The 24,318-nt window shown below is 72.0% G+C and carries 29 protein-coding genes; 24 read left to right on the top strand and 5 right to left on the bottom strand.

All coding sequences use genetic code 11. The features are described from left to right. The first annotated feature begins 2 nt into the window (after positions 1-2). From rplO to RYN42_RS04005, 12 genes are all read left to right on the top strand, one after another. A complete protein-coding gene (gene rplO, locus RYN42_RS04060) occupies positions 3-752 on the top strand; it encodes a 50S ribosomal protein L15 (protein WP_315093963.1) in 750 nt (249 codons plus the stop codon). 161 nt (positions 753-913) lie between these two features. Next, positions 914-2,209 (top strand): preprotein translocase subunit SecY, encoded by a 1,296-nt coding sequence (gene secY / locus RYN42_RS04055; protein ID WP_315093961.1) that lies wholly within the window; start codon positions 914-916, stop codon positions 2,207-2,209. Further along, entirely contained in the window at positions 2,206-2,787 is a 582-nt protein-coding gene (locus RYN42_RS04050; protein WP_315093959.1) for an adenylate kinase, read from the top strand. The genes secY and RYN42_RS04050 overlap by 4 nt, the downstream gene beginning before the upstream one ends. 1 nt (position 2,788) lies before the next feature. Then, complete coding sequence (map, locus tag RYN42_RS04045; RefSeq protein ID WP_315093957.1) at positions 2,789-3,631, top strand: type I methionyl aminopeptidase; 843 nt, start codon at positions 2,789-2,791, stop codon at positions 3,629-3,631. Between the two features lie 251 nt (positions 3,632-3,882). After that, positions 3,883-4,860, top strand: a complete 978-nt coding sequence (locus RYN42_RS04040) for an LPXTG cell wall anchor domain-containing protein (RefSeq protein WP_315093956.1) — start codon at positions 3,883-3,885, stop codon at positions 4,858-4,860. Between the two features lie 336 nt (positions 4,861-5,196). Then, positions 5,197-5,418: a translation initiation factor IF-1 gene (gene infA / locus RYN42_RS04035; protein ID WP_013770189.1), complete on the top strand. Its 222-nt coding sequence runs from the start codon at positions 5,197-5,199 to the stop codon at positions 5,416-5,418. 67 nt (positions 5,419-5,485) lie between these two features. Beyond that, complete coding sequence (gene rpmJ, locus RYN42_RS04030; RefSeq protein WP_013117849.1) at positions 5,486-5,599, top strand: 50S ribosomal protein L36; 114 nt, start codon at positions 5,486-5,488, stop codon at positions 5,597-5,599. Positions 5,600-5,795: 196 nt separating this feature from the next. Then, on the top strand, positions 5,796-6,176 hold the full coding sequence (gene rpsM, locus RYN42_RS04025; RefSeq protein ID WP_315093933.1) for a 30S ribosomal protein S13: 381 nt from the start codon (positions 5,796-5,798) through the stop codon (positions 6,174-6,176). Positions 6,177-6,236: 60 nt separating this feature from the next. Further along, positions 6,237-6,638 (top strand): 30S ribosomal protein S11, encoded by a 402-nt coding sequence (rpsK, locus tag RYN42_RS04020; protein ID WP_055912186.1) that lies wholly within the window; start codon positions 6,237-6,239, stop codon positions 6,636-6,638. Positions 6,639-6,780: 142 nt separating this feature from the next. Then, complete coding sequence (locus tag RYN42_RS04015) at positions 6,781-7,791, top strand: DNA-directed RNA polymerase subunit alpha (RefSeq protein WP_315093929.1); 1,011 nt, start codon at positions 6,781-6,783, stop codon at positions 7,789-7,791. A gap of 77 nt (positions 7,792-7,868) precedes the next feature. After that, positions 7,869-8,414, top strand: a complete 546-nt coding sequence (gene rplQ, locus RYN42_RS04010) for a 50S ribosomal protein L17 (RefSeq protein WP_315093927.1) — start codon at positions 7,869-7,871, stop codon at positions 8,412-8,414. 83 nt (positions 8,415-8,497) lie between these two features. Next, positions 8,498-9,220: an alpha/beta hydrolase gene (locus tag RYN42_RS04005; protein ID WP_315093926.1), complete on the top strand. Its 723-nt coding sequence runs from the start codon at positions 8,498-8,500 to the stop codon at positions 9,218-9,220. A gap of 4 nt (positions 9,221-9,224) precedes the next feature. Here RYN42_RS04005 and RYN42_RS04000 read toward each other — a convergent pair whose 3' ends face one another. After that, a complete protein-coding gene (locus RYN42_RS04000; RefSeq protein WP_315093925.1) occupies positions 9,225-9,992 on the bottom strand; it encodes an ROK family protein in 768 nt (255 codons plus the stop codon). Positions 9,993-10,049: 57 nt separating this feature from the next. Here RYN42_RS04000 and truA point away from each other — a divergent pair, with 57 nt between their 5' ends. Continuing rightward, on the top strand, positions 10,050-10,961 hold the full coding sequence (gene truA, locus RYN42_RS03995; RefSeq protein WP_315093923.1) for a tRNA pseudouridine(38-40) synthase TruA: 912 nt from the start codon (positions 10,050-10,052) through the stop codon (positions 10,959-10,961). Between the two features lie 5 nt (positions 10,962-10,966). Here the strand turns inward: truA and RYN42_RS03990 are convergent, their stop codons facing one another. Beyond that, complete coding sequence (locus tag RYN42_RS03990) at positions 10,967-11,401, bottom strand: DUF5709 domain-containing protein (protein ID WP_315093921.1); 435 nt, start codon at positions 11,399-11,401, stop codon at positions 10,967-10,969. A 105-nt stretch (positions 11,402-11,506) separates the two neighbouring features. On the opposite strand from RYN42_RS03990, the gene RYN42_RS03985 reads away from it, so the two are divergent. Further along, positions 11,507-13,189 carry an ATP-binding cassette domain-containing protein gene (locus RYN42_RS03985; protein WP_315093919.1) on the top strand — a complete coding sequence of 561 codons (1,683 nt, stop codon included), beginning with the start codon at positions 11,507-11,509 and terminating at the stop codon, positions 13,187-13,189. A 3-nt stretch (positions 13,190-13,192) separates the two neighbouring features. On the opposite strand, the gene RYN42_RS03980 is transcribed toward RYN42_RS03985, so the two are convergent. Beyond that, positions 13,193-13,789: a LysE/ArgO family amino acid transporter gene (locus RYN42_RS03980; RefSeq protein ID WP_315093917.1), complete on the bottom strand. Its 597-nt coding sequence runs from the start codon at positions 13,787-13,789 to the stop codon at positions 13,193-13,195. A 70-nt stretch (positions 13,790-13,859) separates the two neighbouring features. Here RYN42_RS03980 and RYN42_RS03975 point away from each other — a divergent pair, with 70 nt between their 5' ends. From RYN42_RS03975 to RYN42_RS03945, 7 genes are all read left to right on the top strand, one after another. Then, positions 13,860-14,795 carry a LysR family transcriptional regulator ArgP gene (locus RYN42_RS03975; RefSeq protein WP_315093916.1) on the top strand — a complete coding sequence of 312 codons (936 nt, stop codon included), beginning with the start codon at positions 13,860-13,862 and terminating at the stop codon, positions 14,793-14,795. A gap of 230 nt (positions 14,796-15,025) precedes the next feature. Then, on the top strand, positions 15,026-15,475 hold the full coding sequence (rplM, locus tag RYN42_RS03970) for a 50S ribosomal protein L13 (RefSeq protein WP_175348026.1): 450 nt from the start codon (positions 15,026-15,028) through the stop codon (positions 15,473-15,475). A gap of 38 nt (positions 15,476-15,513) precedes the next feature. Next, positions 15,514-16,002, top strand: a complete 489-nt coding sequence (rpsI, locus tag RYN42_RS03965) for a 30S ribosomal protein S9 (protein ID WP_056088985.1) — start codon at positions 15,514-15,516, stop codon at positions 16,000-16,002. Positions 16,003-16,129: 127 nt separating this feature from the next. Beyond that, positions 16,130-17,479, top strand: coding sequence for a phosphoglucosamine mutase (glmM, locus tag RYN42_RS03960; RefSeq protein WP_315093910.1), 1,350 nt, complete (start codon positions 16,130-16,132; stop codon positions 17,477-17,479). A gap of 29 nt (positions 17,480-17,508) precedes the next feature. Next, positions 17,509-18,144: a peptide deformylase gene (locus RYN42_RS03955; RefSeq protein ID WP_399552388.1), complete on the top strand. Its 636-nt coding sequence runs from the start codon at positions 17,509-17,511 to the stop codon at positions 18,142-18,144. 191 nt (positions 18,145-18,335) lie between these two features. Then, positions 18,336-19,052 (top strand): DedA family protein, encoded by a 717-nt coding sequence (locus tag RYN42_RS03950; protein ID WP_315093907.1) that lies wholly within the window; start codon positions 18,336-18,338, stop codon positions 19,050-19,052. A 138-nt stretch (positions 19,053-19,190) separates the two neighbouring features. Beyond that, the gene (locus RYN42_RS03945; RefSeq protein ID WP_315093905.1) at positions 19,191-19,793 is read left to right on the top strand and encodes a hypothetical protein; all 603 of its coding nucleotides are present in this window, start codon (positions 19,191-19,193) and stop codon (positions 19,791-19,793) included. 3 nt (positions 19,794-19,796) lie between these two features. Here the strand turns inward: RYN42_RS03945 and coaA are convergent, their stop codons facing one another. Beyond that, complete coding sequence (gene coaA / locus RYN42_RS03940) at positions 19,797-20,747, bottom strand: type I pantothenate kinase (protein WP_315093903.1); 951 nt, start codon at positions 20,745-20,747, stop codon at positions 19,797-19,799. Between the two features lie 73 nt (positions 20,748-20,820). On the opposite strand from coaA, the gene glmS reads away from it, so the two are divergent. Together glmS and RYN42_RS03930 are read left to right on the top strand one after the other, a co-directional pair. Beyond that, positions 20,821-22,677, top strand: a complete 1,857-nt coding sequence (gene glmS / locus RYN42_RS03935) for a glutamine--fructose-6-phosphate transaminase (isomerizing) (protein WP_315093902.1) — start codon at positions 20,821-20,823, stop codon at positions 22,675-22,677. An 18-nt stretch (positions 22,678-22,695) separates the two neighbouring features. Next, positions 22,696-23,049: a holo-ACP synthase gene (locus RYN42_RS03930; RefSeq protein ID WP_315093900.1), complete on the top strand. Its 354-nt coding sequence runs from the start codon at positions 22,696-22,698 to the stop codon at positions 23,047-23,049. A gap of 4 nt (positions 23,050-23,053) precedes the next feature. Here the strand turns inward: RYN42_RS03930 and RYN42_RS03925 are convergent, their stop codons facing one another. Next, positions 23,054-24,040, bottom strand: a complete 987-nt coding sequence (locus RYN42_RS03925) for an LLM class F420-dependent oxidoreductase (RefSeq protein ID WP_315093899.1) — start codon at positions 24,038-24,040, stop codon at positions 23,054-23,056. 65 nt (positions 24,041-24,105) lie between these two features. Between RYN42_RS03925 and RYN42_RS03920 the strand changes: the two genes are divergently transcribed. Next, positions 24,106-24,318 (top strand): NAD(P)H-hydrate epimerase (locus RYN42_RS03920; protein WP_315093897.1); only part of this gene is annotated, 213 nt, incomplete at its 3' end.

The raw sequence follows: 24,318 nt of genomic DNA, 5'->3' as shown, positions 1-24,318 counted from the left end.
CCATGGCTGACGAGAACGAGAAGGGCACCGACGAGGTGACGGCCCCCAAGAAGGCCGCCGCCGCAAAGGCTGCTCCGAAGAAGGCTGCAGAGAAGAAGGCCGCCGACACGGAGTCCGCTCCGAAGGCGACCAAGGCGAAGTCGGAGAAGGCGTCCGCTGCGGCGGACAAGCCGGCCAAGGCCGCTAAGGCCGAGGCTGCTGCTCCGAAGGCGAAGGCTCCCAAGGCCGAGGCCAAGGCTGCAGCGCCGAAGAAGACCGTGTCCGCGGCGGCGGCGAAGGCGGCCGAGGCCGCTGCACAGCCCGGCAACGGTGGCACGCTCAAGCTGCACCACCTCCGTCCGGCTCCGGGCGCCAAGACCGCCAAGACCCGCGTGGGTCGTGGCGAGGCGTCCAAGGGCAAGACGGCCGGTCGTGGCACCAAGGGCCAGAAGGCCCGCTACCAGATCCCGGTGCGCTTCGAGGGCGGGCAGATGCCTCTGCACATGCGCCTCCCGAAGCTGCGCGGCTTCAAGAACCCGTTCCGCGTCGAGTACCAGGTGGTCAACCTGGACAAGCTCTCGGCGCTGTACCCGAACGGTGGCGACGTGACTGTCGCCGACCTCGTGGCGAAGGGCGCGGTCCGCAAGGGCCAGCCCGTCAAGGTGCTCGGCACCGGCGAGCTCACGGTCAAGGTCTCTGTCGCGGTCGACGCCTACTCGGCGTCCGCGAAGGACGCGATCGTGGCAGCCGGCGGAAGCGTCGCGCAGGACTGATCGAAGGGACGGGACCGGTGGGTGCGTAGTTACCCGCCGGTCCCGTTCCGTATGTCGGCGGGCATCAGTTAGGGTGCCCCGGTGCTCGCGACTCGTCGCGGGCTGCACGGCCGGGACGGACCGGTCGTACGTGATGCCGCTCCGGCGGCCCAGGAGGACAGGTGCTCAGCGCATTCGTGCGGGCGTTCCGGACGCCCGACCTGCGGCGCAAGCTGCTCTTCACCATCGGGATCATGGTGCTCTTCCGCGTCGGCTCGTTCCTGCCGACGCCGGGGGTCTCCTACCCGAACGTGCAGGCGTGTATCGAGCAGACGTCGGGCAACGACCTGCTCGGTCTGGTGAACCTGTTCAGCGGCGGAGCTCTGCTGCAGCTGTCCGTGTTCGCGCTCGGGATCATGCCGTACATCACGGCCAGCATCATCGTGCAGCTTCTCCGGGTGGTCATCCCCCGTTTCGAGGAGCTGCACCGCGAGGGCCAGTCCGGCACCGCGAAGCTCACGCAGTACACGCGGTACCTGACCATCGGCCTCGCGGTCCTGCAGTCGACGACGATCATCACCGTCGCGCGCAGCGGGCAGCTGTTCCAGGGCTGCACCGTCGACGTCATCCCGAACGACACGTGGCAGACGCTCCTGCTCATGGTGATCACCATGACCGCGGGCACCGGCCTGATCATGTGGCTCGGTGAGCTCATCACGGAGCGCGGCGTCGGCAACGGCATGTCGCTGCTCATCTTCACGTCGATCGCGGCCAGCTTCCCCGGTGCCATGTGGTCGATCGCCGGTGGCGACAACGGCATCTCGAAGTTCATCGTCGTCATGGCGATCGTCGTGCTGGTCATCGCGCTGGTGGTGTTCGTCGAGCAGTCGCAGCGGCGCATCCCCGTGCAGTACGCCAAGCGCATGGTGGGTCGCCGCATGTACGGCGGGTCGAGCACCTACATCCCGATCAAGATCAACATGGCTGGTGTCATCCCGGTGATCTTCGCGTCGTCGCTGCTCGCCGTGCCCGGGCTGCTCGCGCAGTTCGGTGACCCGGCCGCCGGCTGGGTCCAGTGGGTCACCCGCTACCTGGCCTCGCCGAGCGCGCCCCTGCACCTGGGGATCTACGTCGTCCTGATCATCTTCTTCTGCTACTTCTACACGGCGATCACGTTCAACCCGGACGAGGTCGCGGACAACATGAAGAAGTACGGCGGCTTCATCCCCGGCATCCGTGCTGGGCGGCCCACGGCCGAGTACCTCGACTACGTGATCTCGCGCATCACGGCGCCGGGCTCGGTGTACCTGGCGATCGTGGCGCTGATCCCGACCATCGCGTTCATCGTGCTGGGCGTCGGGTCCAACATCCCGTTCGGCGGGGCGTCGATCCTCATCGTCGTCGGCGTCGGCCTGGAGACCGTCAAGCAGATCGAGTCCCAGCTGCAGCAGCGGCACTACGAGGGGTTCCTCCGGTGAGCACGCGTCTCGTCCTGCTCGGTCCTCCGGGAGCGGGCAAGGGGACCCAGGCCGCGCGGCTCGCCGAGCGGCTCGGGATCCCGGCCATCTCGACCGGGGACATCTTCCGCGCGAACATCAAGGGCGGCACCGAGCTCGGCCGGACCGTGCAGGAGTACACCTCGCGCGGAGCGCTGGTCCCGGACTCCGTCACCAACGAGATGGTCCGCGACCGGCTCGCCCAGGGTGACGCCCAGGACGGCTTCCTGCTCGACGGGTACCCGCGCAACGTGGCCCAGGTCGAGGAGCTCGACGCGATCCTCGCGGACGCCGGGCGCTCGCTCGACCTCGCCGTCGAGATCACGGCCGACCCGGACATCGTCACCGCCCGGCTGCTCAAGCGCGCCGAGATCGAGGGGCGCGAGGACGACACCGAGGCCGTCGTGCGGCACCGGCTGGACGTGTACGCGCAGGAGACCGCCCCGATCGCCCACGTGTACGCCGAGCGCGGCCTGCTCGCGCAGGTGGACGGGATCGGCGACGTCGACGAGGTCACCGAGCGGTTGATCGCGGCGATCGGCGCCCCGAGCGAGGGCTGACGTGTTCGGTCGGGACAAGATCGAGTACAAGACCCCCGAGCAGGTGCTGCTCATGCGGCGTGCCGGGCTGGTGGTGGCCGAGGCGCTGGCGGCGGTCCGTGAGCGTGCCGCTGCCGGGGTGAGCACCGCACAGCTGGACGCCGTGGCCGCCAGGGTCATCGCCGACCACCACGCGACGGCGTCGTTCCTCGGGTACCACGGCTACCCGGCGACGCTGTGCGTGTCGGTGAACGACGAGGTCGTGCACGGCATCCCCGGGGCGCGCGTGCTCGAGCCGGGCGACGTGGTCTCCATCGACTGCGGCGCGATCGTCGACGGGTGGCACGGGGACTCGGCCATCACCGTGGTGCTCGACGGTGCCGACCCCGAGGACCTCGCGCTGGCCGAGACGACGGAGCGAGCCATGTGGGCGGGCATCGCCGCGCTGTCCACCGCGGACCGGCTGGGCGCCGTGGGGGAGGCCGTGGAGGACGTGGTCGATGCCGCGCAGTCGGCCGGCCTGAACGGCGGCCAGCGGTACGGGTTGGTGGAGGAGTACGTCGGCCACGGCATCGGCACGGCCATGCACCAGCCGCCGGACGTCCCGAACTTTCGCACCCGGGACCGTGGGCCGCGCCTGCGGGCGGGCCTGTGCGTCGCCATCGAGCCGATGGTCGTGCGCGGTGACCGGGCGACGCAGGTCCTCGACGACGACTGGACCGTCGTCACCGGCGACGGGTCGCGCGCGTCGCACTGGGAGCACACGGTGGCGGTCCTCGACGACGGGATCTGGGTGCTGACCGCGCCCGACGGTGGGGCGCAGAGCCTCGGCGCGCTCGGCGTCACCGTCGCGCCGCTCGCCTGAGCGCATCTCGGCTACCGGCCGGTACGTCCATCCAGGTGAACTTGTGTCCAGGTTCGTCCGAATCGCCGCCGATCCGGCCGATCGTGCACGGGATGACCGGTTTGTCCGATACCGTCCTGCTCGGCGGTGAACGATCCGCCACGGGCGCCCCGGGGCCCGCGCGGTGAGCGTCGCGCGGTGAGGGGTGTGGGTGCCCGGCTCCGGCAGGCACGTGGTCAGCGCGCGCCTGCACTCGACGTGATGGGTGGCTCATGCAGCGCAGCGTTCTTCCCTCCCCGGTCTCTTCTCGCCGTCTGAGCCGACTGGTGCGCCTGCTGGGCGCGGCGGTCGGCGTCTCCGCGATGCTCCTGACCCTCGGTGCCGGTGCGGCGCAGGCGCACGGCCGCGACTCGGGCTCCGGCGCCCAGTGGAACGACAGGTACCAGAAGCCGCAGCCGACGACGCAGCCGTCGCCCGGGCCTTCGCAGTCCGCGAAGCCGCAGACGACCGGTGCCTACGTCTACCTGAAGCGCGACGCGGCGAAGCCGGCGTCCTGGGAGAACTCGACCCAGCAGTACCTCGTCACCACCTGGCCGGGAGCGTCCTGGCGCGACCTCACGCTGGAGGAGGCTGCGGCCGCGCTGCCGGAGGAGCTCACGCTCTGCGGTCCCGGCTGGGGCGTCCAGGAGGACCAGGCGTGGGGAGACGCGACCGTGTTCACGGGCAGCAAGGCGCCGAGCTACCCGACGGACTACATCGGCTGGGTCCAGAACGGCGGCCCGCTGTTCGCCGCCAAGCACTGGGACCTCTCCGCGATGGTGACCGTGCCGGCGTGCGCCACGCCCACGCCGACGGTGACCCCCACCCCGACCCCGGTGCCGAGCGCGTCGGTTCCGGTCGTCCCGGTCCCCACGCCGACCGTGACCACGCCGACCGTGCCGACGCCCACCGTGCCGACGACCCCGACGCCGACGCCGACCGCCGAGGTCGACGACGCGCCGACCCCGACGCCGTCCGTCACGCCGGCCGTGACCCCCAGCGCGACGCCCACCGTCGAGGTGGTCGCCGGACCGTCCGCCTCGCCGAAGCCCACCGCCACGTTCTACTCCGAGGTGCTGGCCGCGCCGGGTGACGGGGGAGCGGTCCTGGCAGCCACGGGCTCGTCGCCGCTCCCGGGAGTGCTCGTCGGTGCGATCCTGCTCCTGGCGGGGGCCGCCATGGTGCTGGTGCGTCGCCGCCGCGCCAGCTGACGCAGTTCCGATGGAGGACCGTCGCCCTCGGGCGGCGGTCCTCTGCACGTGCGCGCCGGGAGGCGGCCGGTACGGGGATGACCGGAGCTCCCGGTCCGGGTGTGGCGGACCGCACGCGGGCGTCGAGGGCGATGGTTTCGTCCATGGCGTCCTATGGCGTAAGATCGTCCGTTGGGTGTGCGCCCGGTTCTCGCGGCGCGCAGCACTACACGTGCAGTACCCACAGCTATCCCAGAGATGTTCCCAGCACGATCCCACCTCGCTGACTCCGTCCGATCCCGGGCGGGATCGGCACGTGTGGGCTGATTCCCTCAGGACCGACAGTTAGCGGAGGATATGGCGAAGAAGGACGGTGTCATCGAGATCGAGGGCAGCGTCGTGGAGGCTCTGCCGAACGCGATGTTCCGCGTGGAGCTCACCAACGGCCACAAGGTGCTCGCCCACATCTCGGGCAAGATGCGACAGCACTACATCAGGATCCTCCCTGAGGACCGGGTCGTGGTCGAGCTGAGCCCGTACGACCTGTCCCGTGGCCGGATCGTCTACCGCTACAAGTAACAGCCACTCGAACACGCCGTCATCCCTCGGGGGACCCCGAGAAAGAACGGCGGCGGAGGAACACGCGATGAAGGTCAAGCCCAGCGTCAAGAAGATCTGCGACAAGTGCAAGGTGATCCGCCGGCACGGTCGCGTCCAGGTGATCTGCGAGAACCTGCGCCACAAGCAGCGCCAGGGCTGATGCCCTGACGCCGGTCCGTCGGACCAGCAGCTCGACCAGCACCACCGGTTCACCAGAGGGACTCCTCTGAGGGACCAGCAAGCGCACAGCCACTCCGGCGATCACTCGCCGGTGCACCCTCGGTCGGAGGCCGGGGCCCGCAGCACGCGGGAGGGCAGTGCGGCAGACCTCCGATGCAGTTCAGGAGCCACCAGGCATGGCACGTCTTATCGGCGTCGACCTCCCCCGCGAGAAGCGGCTCGAGATCGCGCTCACCTACATCTACGGGGTCGGCCGTACCCGCGCCCAGGCAACTCTGGCCGCGACCGGCATCAGCCCGGACCTGCGCGTGAAGGACCTCGGCGACGCCGAGCTCGTCGCGCTGCGTGACTACCTCGAGGGCAGCTACAAGCTCGAGGGTGACCTTCGCCGTGAGGTCGCTGCGGACATCCGCCGCAAGGTCGAGATCGGCTGCTACGAGGGCCTGCGCCACCGCCGTGGCCTTCCGGTGCGCGGACAGCGCACCAAGACCAACGCGCGTACCCGCAAGGGACCGAAGCGCACCGTCGCCGGCAAGAAGAAGGCCGGGCGCAAGTAGCCCTCCGCCCCGGGCGCCTTGCGCCAGGGCACGCCGATCAGACCTCGAGAGAAGAAGAGAATGCCTCCCAAGACCCGTTCCGCCGTGCGCAAGCCGCGCCGCAAGGAGAAGAAGAACGTCTCCCACGGCCAGGCGCACATCAAGAGCACGTTCAACAACACGATCATCTCCATCACCGACCCGACCGGCGCCGTCATCGCGTCGGCCTCGTCGGGCCAGGTGGGCTTCAAGGGCTCGCGCAAGTCGACCCCCTTCGCGGCGCAGCTCGCCGCCGAGGCGGCCGCTCGTCGCGCCCAGGAGCACGGCATGAAGAAGGTCGACGTCTTCGTGAAGGGCCCCGGCTCCGGCCGTGAGACCGCGATCCGCTCGCTGCAGGCGACCGGCCTCGAGGTCGGCTCGATCCAGGACGTGACGCCCCAGGCGCACAACGGCTGCCGTCCGCCGAAGCGCCGCCGCGTCTGATCGTCCGACTCGTACGGACCGGTGCGCGGACGACGCGCACCGGTCCGGACAGCCTTACGCCGGCCAGGTAGACCGAGACCAGACCGGCCCGTAGTACTGCGCAGCGTCATATGGCGGACGCCCGCTGAGAGGAAACAACACCGTGCTGATTGCACAGCGCCCCACCCTGACCGAAGAGGTCATCTCGGAGAACCGGTCGCGGTTCTCCATCGAGCCGCTGGAGCCGGGCTTCGGCTACACGCTCGGAAACTCGCTCCGCCGGACGCTGCTGTCCTCCATCCCCGGTGCCGCCGTGACGTCCATCCGGATCGACGGCGTGCTGCACGAGTTCTCCACCGTGCCGGGCGTCAAGGAGGACGTCACCGAGATCATCCTCAACATCAAGCAGCTGGTCGTCTCCTCGGAGAACGACGAGCCTGTCGTGATGTACCTGCGCAAGCAGGGTGCCGGTGAGGTCACCGCCGCGGACATCGTGCCGCCGGCGGGCGTCGAGGTGCACAACCCCGACCTGCACCTGGCCACGCTGAACGACAAGGGCAAGCTGGAGATCGAGCTGACGGTCGAGCGCGGCCGTGGCTACGTGTCGGCGAACCAGAACAAGTCGTTCGACGCCGAGATCGGCCGCATCCCGGTCGACTCGATCTACTCGCCCGTCCTCAAGGTGACCTACAAGGTCGAGGCGACGCGTGTCGAGCAGCGCACGGACTTCGACAAGCTGGTCGTCGACGTCGAGACCAAGTCGGCGATCGGCCCGCGCGACGCGCTCGCCTCGGCCGGCAAGACGCTCGTCGAGCTGTTCGGGCTGGCCCGTGAGCTCAACATCGAGGCCGAGGGCATCGAGATCGGCCCGTCGCCGACCGACGCTGCGCTCGCCGCGGACCTCGCTCTGCCGATCGAGGACCTGCAGCTGACGATCCGCTCGTACAACTGCCTCAAGCGTGAGGGCATCCACTCCGTGGGTGAGCTCGTGGCGCGGTCCGAGGCCGACCTGCTGGACATCCGCAACTTCGGTGCGAAGTCCATCACGGAGGTCAAGGAGAAGCTGGCCGAGCTCGGTCTGACGCTCAAGGACAGCCCGCTCGACTTCGACCCGTCCGCCACCGCCTACTACGGCGACGACGAGGGCGACTTCGTCGAGGACGAGCAGTACTGACGCCGGGGAGCTAGGCAGGCCGGCTCCACGCCGGTCCTGCCTGCAGCCCATCACTTGGAACTCAAGGAGTAATGACCATGCCTACGCCCACCAAGGGTCCCCGGCTCGGTGGCGGACCGGCGCACGAGCGGCTGATCCTCGCGAACCTCGCGACGTCGCTGTTCGAGCACAAGCGCATCACGACGACCGAGACGAAGGCCAAGCGCCTGCGTCCGCTCGCCGAGCGCCTCATCACGTTCGCCAAGCGTGGTGACCTGCACGCCCGCCGCCGCGTGATGACCGTCGTCAAGGACAAGTCCGTCGTCCACGTGCTGTTCACCGAGATCGCCCCGGCCGTGGCCGAGCGTCAGGGTGGCTACACGCGCATCACCAAGATCGGCCCCCGCAAGGGCGACAACGCCCCGATGGCCGTCATCGAGCTCGTGCTCGAGCCGCTCTCCCCGAAGCAGGCCGTCGTCAAGGAGGCCACCAAGGCCGCCTCGAAGGCTGCGCCGAAGGCGAAGAAGGCCGACAACGTCGAGGACAAGCCGGTCGAGGACGCGCCGGTCGAGGACGCTCCCGTGGAGGACGCGCCCGTCGAGGACGCTGCCGCCGAGACCAAGGACGACGCCGACAAGGCGTGATCTGACAGCTCACCGAGCAGGCCCGGGACCCGGTGGTCCCGGGCCTTCTTGCGTGCCGAGGGTGTCCGCCTAGAGTCGGTCGCATGAGCCTGCCGGTCGTCCTGGTGCACGGGCTGCGGACGTCGCGCACGATGTGGCGCGCGCAGCTGGAGGCGCTGGAGCGGGTCGGCCGACGGGCGGTGGCCGTGGACCTGCCCGGCCACGGCACCCGGACCGGGGAGCCGTTCACCCTGGACTCGGCGGTGGACACGGTCGCGGGAGCGGTCGACGGGGTCGGCGGGTCGGCGTTCGTCGTCGGGCTCTCGCTCGGCGGGTACGTGGCGATCCGGCATGCGGCTCGGCACCCCGAGCAGGTGGCCGGCGTGCTCGCGGCGTCCTGCTCGACGAGGCCGCACCGCGTGCTGCTCGCGGGCTGGGCCGTCGGTGCGCAGGGCATCGCGCGGCTGCCGGACCGCGGCGCGCGGCTGAACCAGTTCCTCGTGGACCGGGTCCTGCCCCTCGAGGGCGCCGCGGACGTGGCGGCGGGCGGGTTCGCGCTGGACGCCACCCGGGAGGTGCTGCAGGAGATGACGGTCGCGACGCCGCTCGCGGACCTGGCCCGGATCGAGGCGCCGGTCTGGTTGGTCAACGGCGCGTTCGACCACTTCCGGGGCGAGGAGCGCCGGTTCCTCGCGGCCTGCCGGGACGGGCGGCTGGTCGTGGTGCCGCGCGCGACGCATTTGGTGAGCCTGGTGCAGCCGGCACGCTTCAGCCGCGTGCTGCTCGAGGCGCTGGACGAGGTCGAGGCGCGCGCCCTGGTCGGGTGACCCGTCAGACGCCCAGCGACCACGCCCGGACGCCGCCCACGATCCCGGCCTGGTTGGGCACCACGACGACGTCGTCGCCGAGCTTCGCCAGGGTGGCCGGCGTGACCTGTCGCGAGTTGCCTCCGCCGAGGTAGAGGCGGTCCCAGACGAACACGGGGCGGAACCCCTCGACGACCCGTCGCACGCGCCGTGACCACAGCCCGTCGCCGAGCCGGGCACGCTCCACCTGCCCGATGTACGCGTCGTAGGTGGTGCCCCAGCGCACGGGTGCGTGCGAGAGCTCCAGGTGCGGGGCCAGCACCCCGCCGTCGAACAGGGCCGAGCCCAGACCGGTGCCGAGCGTGAGCACGAGCTCGATCCCCGTCCCGGAGATGACACCGGCGCCGTGCACCTCGGCGTCGTTGAGGACCAGGGCGGGCAGGCCGAGCCGCTCCTCGACGGCCGCGCGGATGTCGAAGCCGGCCCAGGCGGTGACCAGCTCGGGGTCGATCGCGGTGCGCGGCCCGGCGCGGGTGACGTAGTGCGGGGTCGCGACGACGACACCGTGCCGGATCATCCCCGGCATCCCCACAGTGACACGGTCCGCGGCGGGCAGGTCCGCGGCGATCTGCGCGATCGTGGCGACGAGGCGCTCCGGGGGGAGCGGGTACGGCGTCGGCACCCGCACGGCGGGGGCGTGGAGCGTGCCCGCCGCGTCCAGGACGGACGCCTTGATGCCGCCGCCGCCGCAGTCCACGGCGAGGGTGAAGGGGTCGGAGCCGGTGCTGGGCACGGGGCCACGCTAGCGGCGAGTCGGCGGGGGTGACCGCGTGGATTACGGTGTGGACCCGTGAGCGAGAGCACGGGAGCCCTGCACGAGCCGGCTGTGCGGCTGCGGCTGGACCTGGCGTACGACGGCACGGGCTTCGCCGGCTGGGCGATCCAGCCGAGGCTGCGCACGGTCCAGGGGGTGCTGGAGAGCGCCCTCGGCACGGTCCTGCGCACCGACGGGCCGCCGCGGGTCACGGTGGCCGGTCGCACCGACTCGGGCGTGCACGCGCGCGGCCAGGTCGGCCACGTGGACATCCCGGCGGGGCTCATCGAGGCGTCCGCGGGCCGCTCCGCGCGTCCCGTCGACGAGGTCCTGCTCACCCGCCTCGGGGGGCTCCTGCCGCCGGACCTCGTGGTGCACTCGCTGACCCGGGCGCCGGACGGCTTCGACGCCCGGTTCTCCGCCCTGAGCCGCCGCTACGCCTACCGGGTCTGCGACGACGCCGCCCGGCGCGACCCCCTGTCGCGCACCCACGTGCTCTGGCACCGCCGGGGGCTCGACGTGGACGCGATGGCGGCGGCCACCAAGCCGCTGGTCGGCCGGCACGACTTCGCGTCCTACTGCAAGCCGCGCCCCGGGGCGACGACCATCCGCACGCTCGAGGCGTTCACCTGGTCGCGACCCGTCGACGGTCCCGACGCCGGGCTCGTGATCGCGACGGTGCAGGCCGACGCGTTCTGCCACTCCATGGTGCGCTCGCTGGTCGGTGCCAGCCTCGCCGTGGGCGAGGGACGCCGCGGACCGGGCTGGCCCGCCGAGCTGCTGGCCGCCCGCCGGCGCGGCGAGGGCGTGCACGTGGTGGCTGGGCACGGGCTCACGCTCGAGGAGGTCAGCTACCCGACCGAGGACCAGCTGGCGGCCCGTGCGGTGCAGACGCGCGCCCGACGCGCCGCCGACGACCTGCAGGCGTCCGCGGGCTGCTGCGGCTGAGTACCTCAGTCCTCGTCGTCCCGGTACCGCCGGTCGTCGACGTACTCCTCCTCGATGAGGTGGACCGCGGCCTCCTCCGCGCTCGCGGCGCCCCCGGAGATGCCGGCGTCGATGGCGAACCCGTCCGTGCCCCCCGCCTCGACCGCGTCGTCGTCCTCGATGAGGCGTCCGGCCCGGAACTCTTCACGCTCGGGCCGGGGCCGGGCCTCCCAGACCTCGGGCTCCTCCTGGCCGATCCGCTGGTCGATCGTCTCGCGGTGCGCCTCCTCCCACGGCGTCTCGCCGTAGTGGTTGGGTCGCGGGCGGTCGGGGACGGTGTAGCCCTCGTCGAGCAGGTCGTCGACGCCGCGGTCCAGCAGGGTGTCCTCGCTGGGGAGCTGGTCGGTGTCGCCCTCGCTGCCGAGCTCGGGGTCGGTGCTGGTGCCGGGAGTCTCGCTCATGCGTCCGACCTTCGCACCGAGCGCGCCCGGACGCCAGGGGACGCGTGGGCGACACGGGAATCAATGCGGTGTCCGGGGACCGTCGGCGCCGGGGACACTGGACGCATGGGCCACCTCGACATCGGCGGCATCGGGTACTTCCTGCCCGACGGCCGCCCCCTCCTCGACGACGTGACGTTCCGGGTCGCCGACGGTGCGCGGGTCGCGCTGGTCGGCCCGAACGGTGCCGGCAAGACGACGCTGCTGCGGATCGTGGCCGGCGACGAGGCGGCGCACGCGGGGTCGGTCGGGCGCAGCGGCGGGCTCGGGATCATGCGCCAGGACATCGGCCGCATCGACGACGACCGGTCGATCCGGGACCTGCTCGCGTCGCTCGCCTCGCCGGCCGTCCGGGACGCCGCGGTGGAGCTGGCCGCCGCCGAGCTGGCCATCATGGAGACCGACGACGAGCCGTCGCAGATGCGCTACGCGCAGGCGCTGGTCGACTGGGCGGACGTCGGCGGCTACGAGGCCGAGGCGGGGTGGGACCGGGTCACCGACGCCGTCCTGTCGATCCCCTTCGACGCCGCGCAGCACCGCGAGGTGCGCACCCTGTCCGGCGGCGAGCAGAAGCGGCTGGTGCTCGAGGCGCTCCTGCGCGGTCCCGACGAGGTGCTGCTGCTCGACGAGCCCGACAACGCCCTCGACGTGCCGACCAAGCGCTGGTTGGAGGACCGGCTGCGGGCGTCCGGCAAGACGGTGCTCTTCGTCAGCCACGACCGGGAGATGCTCGCACGGGTGGCCACGCAGGTGGCGACCCTCGAGCCCGGGATCAACGGGGCAGCCGTCTGGGTGCACGGCGGCGGCTTCGCCACGTACCACGAGGCCCGTGAGGACCGACGCTCGCGGCTCGAGGAGCTGCTGCGCCGGTGGGAGGAGGAGCACGCGAAGCTCAAGGACCTGGTGCTCACCCTGCGCACGAAGGCCGCCTTCAACGACGGTCTCGCCTCGCGGTACTCCGCCGCGCAGACCCGGCTGCGCAAGTTCGAGGACGCCGGTCCGCCGACGCTGCTCGCACGGGAGCAGAACGTCAAGGTCCGCCTGCGCGGCGGCCGCACCGCCAAGCGCGCCGTCGTCGCGACCGGCCTGGAGCTCACGGGGCTCATGCACCCGTTCGACCTCGAGGTCTGGTTCGGCGAGCGCGTCGCCGTGCTCGGCTCCAACGGGTCGGGCAAGTCCCACTTCCTGCGCCTGCTGGCCGCCGGCGGCAGCGACCCGTCGCCGGAGCACGAACCGGCGGACGACCTGCCGGTCGAGCCGGTGCGGCACACCGGCAGGGTCGTGCTCGGTCCGCGGGTGCGACCGGGGTGGTTCGCGCAGAACCACGGGCACCCCGAGCTCGTCGGTCGGACGCTGCTGGAGATCCTGCACCGCGGCGAGGGTCACCGGGCGGGACTGGGCCGGGAGCAGGCCAGCAAGGCGCTCGACCGGTACGAGCTGGTCTCCGCGGCCGAGCAGCGGTACGAGACGCTCTCCGGCGGTCAGCAGGCGCGTCTGCAGATCCTGCTGCTCGAGCTCGGGGGAGCGACCCTGCTGCTGCTCGACGAGCCGACCGACAACCTGGACCTGCACTCCGCGGAGGCCCTGGAGACCGGGCTGGCCGCGTTCGAGGGCACGGTGCTCGCGGTCACGCACGACCGCTGGTTCACGCGGACGTTCGACCGGTTCCTCGTGTTCGGCGCCGACGGGGACGTGGTCGAGACGCCCGAGCCGGTGTGGGACGCCGGCCGGGTGGACCGGGTGCGCTGAGGCTCAGACCAGCAGCAGGACGGCCAGGGTCGCCATCATCACGGCGATCACGATGTCGAGCACCTGCCACGCGCGCGGGCGTGCGAACACGGGCCGCAGGTACGTCGCCCCGAAGCCGAGCGCGGTGAACCACACCACGCTCGCCGTCACCGCTCCGGCGCCGAACACCCAGGCGGCGGGGTCGTGCTGGTGGGCGAGCGAGCCCAGGAGCACCACGGTGTCGAGGTAGACGTGCGGGTTGAGGAACGTGAGCGCCAGGCAGGTCGACAGGACGGCGCCCAGCGCGGCCGGGCCGTCCGCCGCGGGGTCGAGACGTTCGGGGCGCCGGGCCCGCAGCGCGGCGGCGGCCGCCAGGACGAGCAGGAAGGCGGCGCCGGCGTACCGGGTCACGGCGAGCACGACGGGATGCTCGGTGACGAGCGCCCCGAGCCCGGCGATCCCGGCGGCGATGAGGAGCGCGTCGGCACCCGCGCAGACGGCCACGACCGGCAGCACGTGCTCCCGGCGGATGCCCTGGCGGAGCACGAAGGCGTTCTGTGCGCCGATCGCGATGATGAGCGACAGGGCCGTGAGGAAGCCGGCGAGGGCGGTGGAGGGCACGGGTCGACCGTAGGTCCGCGTCGTTGTGAAGACCAGTTCATCTTGCTGTCGATCCATTAGGATCATTCATGTGGCGTTCGACACCGACCAGCTGAGCGCCCTCGCGGCGGTCGTCCACGAGGGCAGCTTCGACGCGGCCGCGCGCCGTCTGCACGTGACGCCGTCTGCCGTCAGCCAGCGCATCAAGGCGCTGGAGCAGCAGGTGGGACGCGTGCTGGTGCTGCGCACGCGGCCCTGCCGGCCCACCGAGGACGGCGAGGTGCTGGTGCGGCTGGCCGGGCAGGTGGAGCTGCTGGGCCGGGACGCCATGGGGCTGCTGGTGCCCGCGCCCGGAGGCTCGCGCGCCCGGCCGGCGACGCGTCGGCTGCCGGTGGCCGTGAACGACGACTCGATGTCCACGTGGTTCCCCGCCGCTGTCGCCGAGCTACCCCCCGACGTCCTGCTGGACCTGCGGCGCGAGGACCAGGACCTGTCCGCTGACCTGCTGCGGGACGGCACGGTGATGGCCGCCGTCACCGCCGACCCGCGTGCGGTGCAGGGCTGCCGGGTCCGCCGACTGGGCGCGATGCGGTACCTCGCCGTCGCGGCACCGGAGCGGCGGGACCGCTGGTTCGGCGACGGGCTGGGGGCGGAGGCCTTCGCCGCGGCGCCGCTGCTGGCGTTCAACAGGGAGGATGGCCTGCAGGAACGCTTCGTGGCGTCCGTGGTGGGCCGGCGCACCGTGACGCCGCTCGTGCACTACGTGCCCTCGCAGTCGGCGTTCGTCGGGCTGATCGAGTCCGGCCTCGGCTGGGGGATGGTGCCCGAGGCGGCCGCGACCGAGCGGATCGCCGCGGGCGCGCTGATCGAGGTGCGGTCCGGCAACCACCTCGACGTCCCGCTGTACTGGCAGCACTGGGCGCTGCGGACGCCCACCCTGGACGACCTGACCGAGCGCGTCGTGCGAGCGGCTGCGGCCGCGCTGCGGCCGGTCCGACGCCACGGCCCCCCGTCCACGGCGGGTTGACCGGGTGCGGCAGGCTCCGCGTTTTGACCCTCTCGGCCAGCGGCAGGTAATCTGGTGAGTCGTTGTGCGTCCCCGTTCCAGCGCCGGTGCCTTCTCAGCACCGAGCCAGAACGGCAGGGCTGGTGCGTTCCCGCTCGCCGCCCGGAAGCCGACGAAGCATGCATCGGCGGACCCGCATCCTGCGGAGGCCCGCCACGACAAGATTCGCAACGAAACGAAGGCTGACGACCGTGCGCACGTACACACCGAAGCCCGGCGACGTCGAGCGGACCTGGCACATCATCGACGCGAACGATGTCGTCCTGGGTCGCCTGGCCACACATGTGGCCACGTTGCTGCGCGGCAAGCACAAGGCAACCTTTGCCCCCCACGTCGACGGCGGTGACTTCGTCATCGTCATCAACGCGGCCAAGGTGGCACTGACCGGCAACAAGCGCGAGAACAAGCTCGCGTACCGCCACTCCGGATACCCGGGTGGTCTGCGGGCCGTGGCCTACTCCGACCTCCTGGAGAAGCACCCCGAGCGCGCGATCGAGAAGGCTGTCCGCGGCATGCTCCCCAAGAGCTCGCTCGCGCGTCAGCAGCTCACCAAGCTCAAGGTCTACGCCGGTGCCGAGCACCCGCACGCGGCGCAGCAGCCGAAGCCCTTCGAGATCACCCAGGTCTCTCAGCAGGCGTGAGCCGGCTGAGCGCAGAGAACAAGGACGCGAGGACACCAGTGGCAGAGACCACGGTCGACATCGACCTCGAGGGCGATGACACCCCCACCAGCTACACCTCCGAGACGGCAGCCCCCACCGGCCGTGGTCAGAGCATCACGGCACCGGCGAACGCGCTCGGCCGTCGCAAGGAGGCCATCGCGCGTGTGCGCCTGGTCCCCGGCACCGGTCAGTGGAAGGTCAACGGGCGCACGCTCGAGGACTACTTCCCGAACAAGGTGCACCAGCAGCTCGTGAACTCCCCGTTCAAGCTCGTCGACGTCGAGGGTCGTTTCGACGTCGTCGCGCGCATCACCGGTGGCGGCGTGAGCGGCCAGGCCGGCGCGCTGCGCCTGGGCATCGCCCGTGCGCTGAACGCGATCGACGAGGAGCACAACCGCCCGGCCCTGAAGAAGGCCGGCTTCCTGACCCGCGACGCCCGCGTCGTGGAGCGCAAGAAGGCCGGTCTCAAGAAGGCCCGCAAGGCACCGCAGTACTCGAAGCGCTGATCCTGTCGCCTCGACCCGATGGCCCCGCCGGTCTCCCGACCTGCGGGGCCATCGGCACGTCTGCAACCATCTGCGAGGGCGGGCGTGCGCACGGCGCGCCCCGTCGTCATGACGAAGGAGTCTGACCATGGGCCGACTGTTCGGCACCGACGGCGTGCGTGGGCTCGCCAACCGGGACGTCACCGCCGAGCTCGCGCTCGACCTGTCCGTCGCGGCTGCGCACGTGCTGGGCTCGCTCGGGCAGTTCGAGGGGCACCGGCCCCGCGCGATCGTCGGTCGTGACTCGCGCGCGTCGGGCGAGTTCCTGGCCGCCGCCGTGTCCGCCGGGCTCGCGTCGGCGGGCGTGGACGTCAACAACGTCGGCGTGCTGCCGACGCCGGCGGTCGCCTACCTGACCGCTGCGCTCGGGGTCGACATCGGCGTGGTGCTCTCCGCGTCGCACAACCCCATGCCGGACAACGGCATCAAGTTCCTGGCGCGCGGCGGGCACAAGCTCGACGACGAGCTCGAGGCCGCCATCGAGGCGCGCATGGGCGAGGACTGGGAGCGTCCGCTCGGCGGGGCCGTCGGTCGCATCCGGGTGGACACCGGTCGGGCGGGCGAGCAGTACATCGAGCACCTCGTCGGCACCATCGACGTGCCCCTGAACACCCTGCGGATCGCCGTCGACTGCGCCAACGGCGCCGCGAGCGAGGTCGGGCCGGCGACGCTGCGGGCGGCCGGCGCCGACGTCGTGGTCATCAACGCCTCGCCCGACGGCCGCAACATCAACGAGAAGTGCGGCTCCACGCACCCCGAGCAGCTGCAGGCCGCCGTCGTCGCCTCGGGCGCGGACCTGGGTGTCGCGTTCGACGGCGACGCCGACCGGTGCCTCGCCGTCGACGCCACCGGCACCCTGGTGGACGGCGACCAGATCATGGGGATCCTCGCGATCGCCATGCGCGACCACGGCGACCTGGTCGCGGACACCCTGGTCACGACGGTGATGAGCAACCTCGGCCTGAAGATCGCGATGCGCGAGGCGGGCATCGCCACGATCGACACGGCCGTCGGCGACCGGTACGTGCTCGAGGCGATGCGCGCCGGCGGGTACTCCCTCGGCGGCGAGCAGTCGGGGCACATCATCATGGCCGCGCACGCCACCACCGGCGACGGCGTCCTCACGGCCCTCCAGCTGGCCGCCCGCGTCGCGGCCACCGGGTCGACCATCGCGGACCTCGCCGGCGTGGTCAGCCGCCTCCCGCAGACGCTCGTCAACGTCCCGGGCGTCGACAAGCGTCGGGCCGGCTCCGACGAGCACCTGCTCGACGCGGTCCGGTCCGCCGAGGCGACGCTGGGGGACACCGGGCGCGTGCTCCTGCGGTCGTCGGGCACCGAGGACCTGGTCCGGGTCATGGTCGAGGCCGGCACCCAGGTCGAGGCCGACCGCGTGGCCCACGAGCTCGCTGACGTCGTCCTGCACCGGCTGGCGCTGTAGTGCCCTCCGGTGCGCAGTGGGACCAGGCGCTGCGCGACGTGGCGCTCTGGATCATCGACGCCGGCACGCGCTCGCCCGAGGGTCTGGCCCCGATCGTCCAGGCCGGGCACCCGGCGCTGCGGGCGGTGGCGACGCGCTACGACGGACAGCTCTCGGACGACGAGCTCACCGTGCTCCTGGACGTGATGCACCGGACCATGCGGGCCGCGCCCGGCGTCGGGCTGGCCGCGCCCCAGCTGGGCCTGCCGCTGGCCCTCGCGGTGCTCGAGGACCCCGGCTCGGTCTCGCCGGAGCACGCGGAGGCCCGGGAGCGGGAGCCGTTGCCGTACCGCGTGCTGGTCAACCCCGCGTACGCAGTGGTCGACGACGAGCGCGCGCAGTTCTACGAGGGCTGCCTGAGCGTCATCGGCTACCAGGCGGTGGTGGCTCGCGCGCGTCGCGTGCACCTCACGGGCGCGGACGAGCACGGCACGCCGGTCGACGAGGTGGTCGAGGGCTGGTCCGCGCGGATCGTGCAGCACGAGACCGACCACCTGGCCGGGACGCTCTACCTCGATCGCGCCGAGCTGCGCTCGCTGGCCGCCACCGACGAGCTCGGCGCGCGCTGGGCCACCGAGCCGACGCCCGCCTCCGCCGCCCGCGCGCTCGGGTTTGTGCTCGACTGAACGGTCGACCGAGCACCAGACTGGACAAGGCCCCGTGGGTGGACCCCCGGTCCGACCCCGGGATGAATGGGGGCTGCACCAGGGATGAACCGGGGGTCACCCCTATGTCATCCGCACCCCGGGGCGACTTACCGTGGAGGCACGACACCGGCGGAGCGACCTTCGGTGCACGACGCAGGAGCTGATGTCACGTGCTGGAGGGGTGGGCCCTGGCCCTCGTAGGTTCCCCGTGGATCTTCGTCGTGCTCTACCTGTTCGCCACGATCGACGGCTTCTTCCCCCCGATCCCCAGCGAGTCCGTCGTCATCGCCCTCGCGGCGGTCTCGATGGCCGAGGGGACTCCCAACCTCTGGCTGCTCATGCTCGTCGCGGCCGCCGGGGCGTGGTCCGGGGACCAGATCGCCTACCTGATCGGCACCCGGGTCAAGGTTCGGCAGCTCCGGCTCCTGAGGTCACGGCGCGGCCAGGCGGCGGTCGACTGGGCGGAGAGCGCCCTGGAGAACCGGGGGGCGGCGTTCATCATCGCGGCGCGGTACATCCCGGTCGGCCGCGTGGCCGTCAACATGACGGCGGGTGCGGTCGGGTACAGCCGACGCCGGTTCATGGGGCTCACCGCCATCGCTGCCCTGACGTGGGGCTGCTACTCGACGCTCATCGGGATCGGCGCCGGGGCCTGGCTGCACGACAACACCGTCCTCGCGGTCGTCGTCGGCGTGATCGGCGGGCTGGCGATCGGTCTGGTCGTCGACTGGGTGCTCCGCAAGCTGATCCGGCGCGGGGTGCTCCCGCCGGCCGTGCGCACCGCCGACGGGGCCGGCGGGGTCGACGGGGTCGACCAGAGCCCCCTCGCCCGGATGCCGGTGGCCCCTCCGGTCACAGGACGCTCACGATCCGACCCCGCTGCCTAACGATCCGGTCTCACCCGGTCATTTCCCCCATGACTGTGCTTACTCTCTGACTGTGTCGACGTCGGAGTCGGCGCTCCCGCGCCCATCCACGCCCCCGGGGGTGTGCTGAGGCGCGGGTCGACACAGCAGGGGGGCGAGATGGGCGTGCGCGCGCGGTGGGCCGCAGGCCTCGTGCTGCCCGCCGCCCTGGTCCTGGGGCTCACCGCCTGCGGGTCGAACGCTCCCGAGCCCGCCGCCGACGCCCCGACCGCTGTCGTCGCGCCGACGGCGGACTGCATGGCACCCGGCGTCCTGGCCGATCTCGGGCTCGTCTCGGCCGGCCAGACCGCCGAGGTGGGGACCCCGCATGCGGACGCCCCCGGGCCGGGACGCGTCCCCGACGACTTCCTGGCGGTGGAGGTCGTCGTCTGCGCACCCGGCGGGACGCTGCACGACTCGTCCGGGACGTGGACGGCCCTGACGGCGAGCCGGCGCGAGGGCGATCTCGACGAGCTCGTGGCCGCGCTGCGGCGACCGTCGGAACCGCGGGGTGGCACCTGCGCCAGCGCTGCGGTCGTCCCGCCCGCCCTGTGGCTGGTCGACGCCCTGGGCCGCGCCGTCCGGCCGGTGTGGCCGACGGACCGCTGCGGGTCGCCCCAGGAGACGGTGACCGACGCGCTCGACGCCCTCGAGGAGGTCGGCAGCGAGCAGTACCCGGTGCGGCTCCTGGAGCCGGCGCCGCCGACCGCGACGCAGCCCTGAGCCCTACAGCTTGCGCAGGCGGACCCGCTCGACCGAGTGGTCGCTGCCCTTGGTGAGCACCAGGGTGGCGCGGCTGCGGGTGGGCAGGATGTTCTGCTCCAGGTTGGGCTCGTTGATCGAGTACCAGATCCCCTCGGCCAGCTCGACGGCCTCGTCGTCGCTCAGCGCGGCGTACCGGTGGAAGTACGACTCGGGCCGGGCGAACGCCGTCTCGCGCAGCGCCAGGAACCGGTCCACGTACCACCGGCGGACGTCGCTCGTGCGGGCGTCGACGTAGATCGAGAAGTCGAAGAAGTCGCTCACGGCCAGGTTCGAGGTGCCCTCGGCGGTCGGCCGCGCGGGCTGCAGGACGTTGAGGCCCTCGACGATCAGCACGTCGGGCCGGTTCACCACGGTCTCGCGCCCCGGGATGATGTCGTAGGTCAGGTGGTCGTACACGGGCGCGCGGACCTCGGGGCGGCCGGCCTTGACCTTGGACACGAAGCGCAGCAGCGCCCGGCGGTCGTAGGACTCGGGGAAGCCCTTGCGGTCCATCAGCCCGCGGCGCTCCAGCTCGGCGTTGGGGTAGAGGAAGCCGTCCGTGGTGATCAGCTGCACGCGCGGGGTCGCGGGCCACCGGGCGAGCAGCTCGCGCAGCAGGCGGGCCGTGGTGGACTTGCCGACCGCCACCGAGCCGGCGACGCCGATGACGAACGGGGTGCCCCCGACGTCCTCGCGCAGGAACGTGCTGGACGCCGCATGCAGGCCGCGGGTCGCCTCGATGTGCAGGTCCAGCAGCCGGGAGATCGGCCGGTAGATGGCGTCGACCTCCGCCAGGTCGATGGGGTCGCCGAGGCCGGCGAGGCGTTCCACGTCCGCGTCCGTCAGCGGGAGCGGCGTGGATGCGGAGAGCCGCGTCCAGGCGTCGCGATCCAGGTCGACGTAGGGCGTGGCCGGGGTCAGCGACGGTGGCACGGGACGATTGTGCACGAGCCCGCGCGGACGGGCGCACCCGGGGACCCCCGTGGGCCCCGGTAGACTCGCGGCCATGTGTGGAATCGTCGGTTACGTCGGTAGCCAGGTAGCCAGCGATCACCCGTTGGACGTCGTGCTCGAGGGCCTCCGAAGGCTCGAGTACCGGGGGTACGACTCGGCGGGGGTCGCGCTGGTCAGTCCGGAGGGGACGCTGGCGACGGCGAAGAAGGCCGGCAAGCTGGCCAACCTCGTCGAGGAGCTGGACCTGCGCCCGCTCCCGGTGTCGACCGCCGCGATCGGGCACACCCGGTGGGCGACGCACGGCGGCCCGACCGACGTGAACGCGCACCCCCACGTGGCCGGCAAGCTGGCGGTCATCCACAACGGCATCGTGGAGAACTTCGCCTCCCTCAAGGCCGGGCTGGTGGCCGACGGCGTCGTGTTCCTCTCGGAGACCGACACCGAGGTCGCCGCGCAGCTCATCGCGCGCGCCTACGAGGCGACCGGGGACCTCACCGCGGCGATGACCGAGGTCGCCCGCTCGCTGCACGGCACGTTCACGCTGCTGGCGGTGCACGAGGACGCGCCCGACGTCGTGGTCGGCGCCCGGCACGACTCCCCGCTGGTCGTCGGGATCGGCGAGGGCGAGAACTTCCTGGGCTCCGACGTGGCAGCGTTCATCTCGCACACCCGCGAGGCCCTCGAGCTGGGCCAGGACCAGGTGGTGACCATCACCCCCGACTCCGTCTCGGTCACGGGGTTCGACGGGCTGCCCGCGCAGGCGCGCCGGTACACCGTGGACTGGGATGCCGCCGCCGCCGAGAAGGGCGGCTTCGCCTCCTTCATGGACAAGGAGATCCACGACCAGCCGCACGCCGTCGCGGACACGCTCCTGGGCCGGACCGACGCCCGCGGCCGCCTGGTGCTCGACGAGGTGCGGATCGACGAGGCGGTGCTCCGCGCGGTCGACAAGATCGTCGTCGTCGCCTGCGGCACCGCCGCCTACGCCGGGCACGTGGCCAAGTACGCGATCGAGCACTGGTGCCGGATCCCCGTCGAGGTGGAGCTGGCGCACGAGTTCCGGTACCGCGACCCGGTGGTCAACGAGCGGACGCTCGTGGTGGCCGTCTCGCAGTCCGGCGAGACCATGGACACGCTGATGGCCGTGCGGCACGCGCGCGAGCAGGGCGCCAAGGTGCTGGCCCTGGTGAACACGCACGGCTCGACCATCCCGCGCGAGGCCGACGCCGTCCTGTACACCCACGCCGGCCCGGAGATCGCGGTGGCGTCCACCAAGGCGTTCCTCGCCCAGATCACCGCCGCGTACCTGCTGGGCCTGTACCTGGCGCAGCTGCGGGGGAACAAGTACGCCGACGAGGTCGGGGAGATCCTCACCGAGCTGCGAGCCATGCCGGACAAGATCCAGCAGGTGCTCGACCGGGCGGACCGCGTCCGCCAGACGGCCCGCTCGATGGTGGACACCTCCTCGGTCCTGTTCCTGGGCCGGCACGTCGGGTTCCCCGTGGCCATGGAGGGCGCGCTCAAGCTCAAGGAGCTCGCGTACATCCACGCCGAGGGGTTCGCCGCCGGGGAGCTCAAGCACGGCCCGATCGCGCTGATCGAGGAGGGGCAGCCGGTGTTCGTCATCGTGCCCTCGCCGCGCGGGCGGGACTCGCTGCACTCGAAGGTGGTCTCCAACATCCAGGAGATCCGGGCCCGTGGTGCCCGCACGCTGGTGATCGCCGAGGACGGGGACACGGACGTGCTGCCGTACGCGGACGAGGTGTTCTACGTGCCGCAGTCGCCCACCCTGCTCGCTCCGCTGCTCTCCGTGGTGCCGCTGCAGATCTTCGCGTGCGAGCTGGCCACGGCCAAGGGGCTCGACGTCGACCAGCCGCGCAACCTGGCGAAGTCCGTCACGGTCGAGTGATGTCGGCATGAGCGCCGCGTGATCATCGGCGTCGGGATCGACGTCGTCGACGTCGCGCGCTTCGTCGACACCCTGCACCGGGTGCCCGCCCTGCGCGACCGGCTCTTCACGCCCGAGGAGCGGCAGATGCCGGAGACCTCCCTGGCCGCGCGGTTCGCGGCGAAGGAGGCGATCGCCAAGGCGCTCGGTGCGCCCGGCGGGATGAGCTGGCAGGACGCGACCGTGCGGCGCATCTCGGGGGCACAGCCGGTGGTCGAGGTGGTCGGCACGGTGGCCGCCGCGGCAGCCGCGCTCGGCGTGGACCGGTTCCACCTGTCCATCTCCCACGACGCCGGCATCGCGTCGGCCGTGGTCGTCGCCGAGCGCGACTGACGCCTCAGCGCAGCGCCGGCACGACCTCGTTCTCGAACAGCTCGATGCCCGAGCGGTCGTAGGCCGCCTCGGCGAAGTACGTGATCGCGTAGGTCATGCCGAGCTTCTCGAGCTCTCGCAGCTTCTCGACGATCTGCTCCGGAGTGCCCACCAGGGGGCCGTTGCGGAAGTCCTCGGCGACCTCGGCGGCCTTGGCGGGCACCGTGTTGCTCAGGTGCTCCTCGACCCAGGCGATGCGGTCGTCGACCTCCGCCTCGGTGGCGCCGATGACCACGTTGTAGTTGGCGGACCGCGTGATCTCCTCGAACGGCCGGCCGATCGCCTCGCAGTGGCCCCGCAGGATCTCCGACTTGTGCGCGAACGCGTCCGGGGCGCCCGCGAAGTTGGTGTAGGCCGCGTGCTCGGCCGCGATGCGCAGGGTCTTCTTCTCCCCGCCGCCCGCGATCCACAGCGGCGGACCGTCGACCTGCAGGGGGAGCGGGGCCAGCTGGGCGCCGTCGACCTGGTAGTGCTCGCCGGCCAGCGTCGCGGTGCCGTTGGTCCACATCTGCTTGAAGATCTGGACGCCCTCGTCGAGCATCGCGATCCGGGTGCCGGCGGACGGGAAGCCGTACCCGTACGCGAGCCACTCGTGCTCGTACCAGCCGGCGCCGATGCCCATCTCCACGCGGCCGCCCGAGATGATGTCCGCCGTGGTGGCCACCTTGGCCAGGTACGCGGGGTTGCGGTAGGCCATGCACGTGCACATCTGGCCGAGCCGGACGCGGCTGGTGGTGGCGGCGAACGCGTTGATGAGGCTCCAGGCCTCGTGGGTGGCCTCGCCGTTGGGCTCGGGCACGGAGTGGAAGTGGTCGTAGACCCAGATCGACTCGAAGGTCTCGCCCTGGTCCGCATGCGTGGCCAGCCCGCTCATGGTCTGCCAGTGGTCGCGGGGGTCGATGCCGGTGAGGTCCTGCCGCCAGCCCTGGGGGATGAAGAGTCCGAAGCGCATGCGGGGCACGTTACCTGCGCGCTCGAATCGATGCGATCCGACGGCTTGGCTCCCGACCCGCCAGGATGGGGTGCGTGCTGCAGACCTGGACCTCCGCGCAGGTGCGCGCCGCCGAGGAGCCGTTGCTGGCGGCCGGCGTCCCGCTGATGGACCGCGCCGCGTTCGCGCTGCACGTGCGGGTCGCCGCGGTGCTGCGGGAGCAGCGGGGGGCGGTGGCCGGTGCGCGGGTGGTGGTGCTGGCGGGTCCGGGCAACAACGGCGGCGACGCCCTGCACGCC

This window comes from uncultured Cellulomonas sp. (assembly GCF_963527515.1).
Lineage (GTDB): Bacteria > Actinomycetota > Actinomycetes > Actinomycetales > Cellulomonadaceae > Cellulomonas.
The sequence above is the reverse complement of the archived record's forward strand: the minus strand, read 5'-3'. Positions and strand labels throughout refer to the sequence as shown.

Excerpts from the sequence above, each read along its gene's own strand:
- rplO (WP_315093963.1), top strand. The coding sequence starts at position 3 with ATGGCTGACGAGAACGAGAAGGGCACCGACGAGGTGACGGCCCCCAAG.
- RYN42_RS04040 (WP_315093956.1), top strand. The coding sequence starts at position 3,883 with ATGCAGCGCAGCGTTCTTCCCTCCCCGGTCTCTTCTCGCCGTCTGAGC.
- infA (WP_013770189.1), top strand. The coding sequence starts at position 5,197 with ATGGCGAAGAAGGACGGTGTCATCGAGATCGAGGGCAGCGTCGTGGAG.
- rpmJ (WP_013117849.1), top strand. The coding sequence starts at position 5,486 with ATGAAGGTCAAGCCCAGCGTCAAGAAGATCTGCGACAAGTGCAAGGTG.
- rpsM (WP_315093933.1), top strand. The coding sequence starts at position 5,796 with ATGGCACGTCTTATCGGCGTCGACCTCCCCCGCGAGAAGCGGCTCGAG.
- rpsK (WP_055912186.1), top strand. The coding sequence starts at position 6,237 with ATGCCTCCCAAGACCCGTTCCGCCGTGCGCAAGCCGCGCCGCAAGGAG.
- rplQ (WP_315093927.1), top strand. The coding sequence starts at position 7,869 with ATGCCTACGCCCACCAAGGGTCCCCGGCTCGGTGGCGGACCGGCGCAC.
- RYN42_RS04005 (WP_315093926.1), top strand. The coding sequence starts at position 8,498 with ATGAGCCTGCCGGTCGTCCTGGTGCACGGGCTGCGGACGTCGCGCACG.
- RYN42_RS03990 (WP_315093921.1), bottom strand. The coding sequence starts at position 11,401 with ATGAGCGAGACTCCCGGCACCAGCACCGACCCCGAGCTCGGCAGCGAG.
- RYN42_RS03985 (WP_315093919.1), top strand. The coding sequence starts at position 11,507 with ATGGGCCACCTCGACATCGGCGGCATCGGGTACTTCCTGCCCGACGGC.
- glmM (WP_315093910.1), top strand. The coding sequence starts at position 16,130 with ATGGGCCGACTGTTCGGCACCGACGGCGTGCGTGGGCTCGCCAACCGG.
- RYN42_RS03945 (WP_315093905.1), top strand. The coding sequence starts at position 19,191 with ATGGGCGTGCGCGCGCGGTGGGCCGCAGGCCTCGTGCTGCCCGCCGCC.
- glmS (WP_315093902.1), top strand. The coding sequence starts at position 20,821 with ATGTGTGGAATCGTCGGTTACGTCGGTAGCCAGGTAGCCAGCGATCAC.
- RYN42_RS03925 (WP_315093899.1), bottom strand. The coding sequence starts at position 24,040 with ATGCGCTTCGGACTCTTCATCCCCCAGGGCTGGCGGCAGGACCTCACC.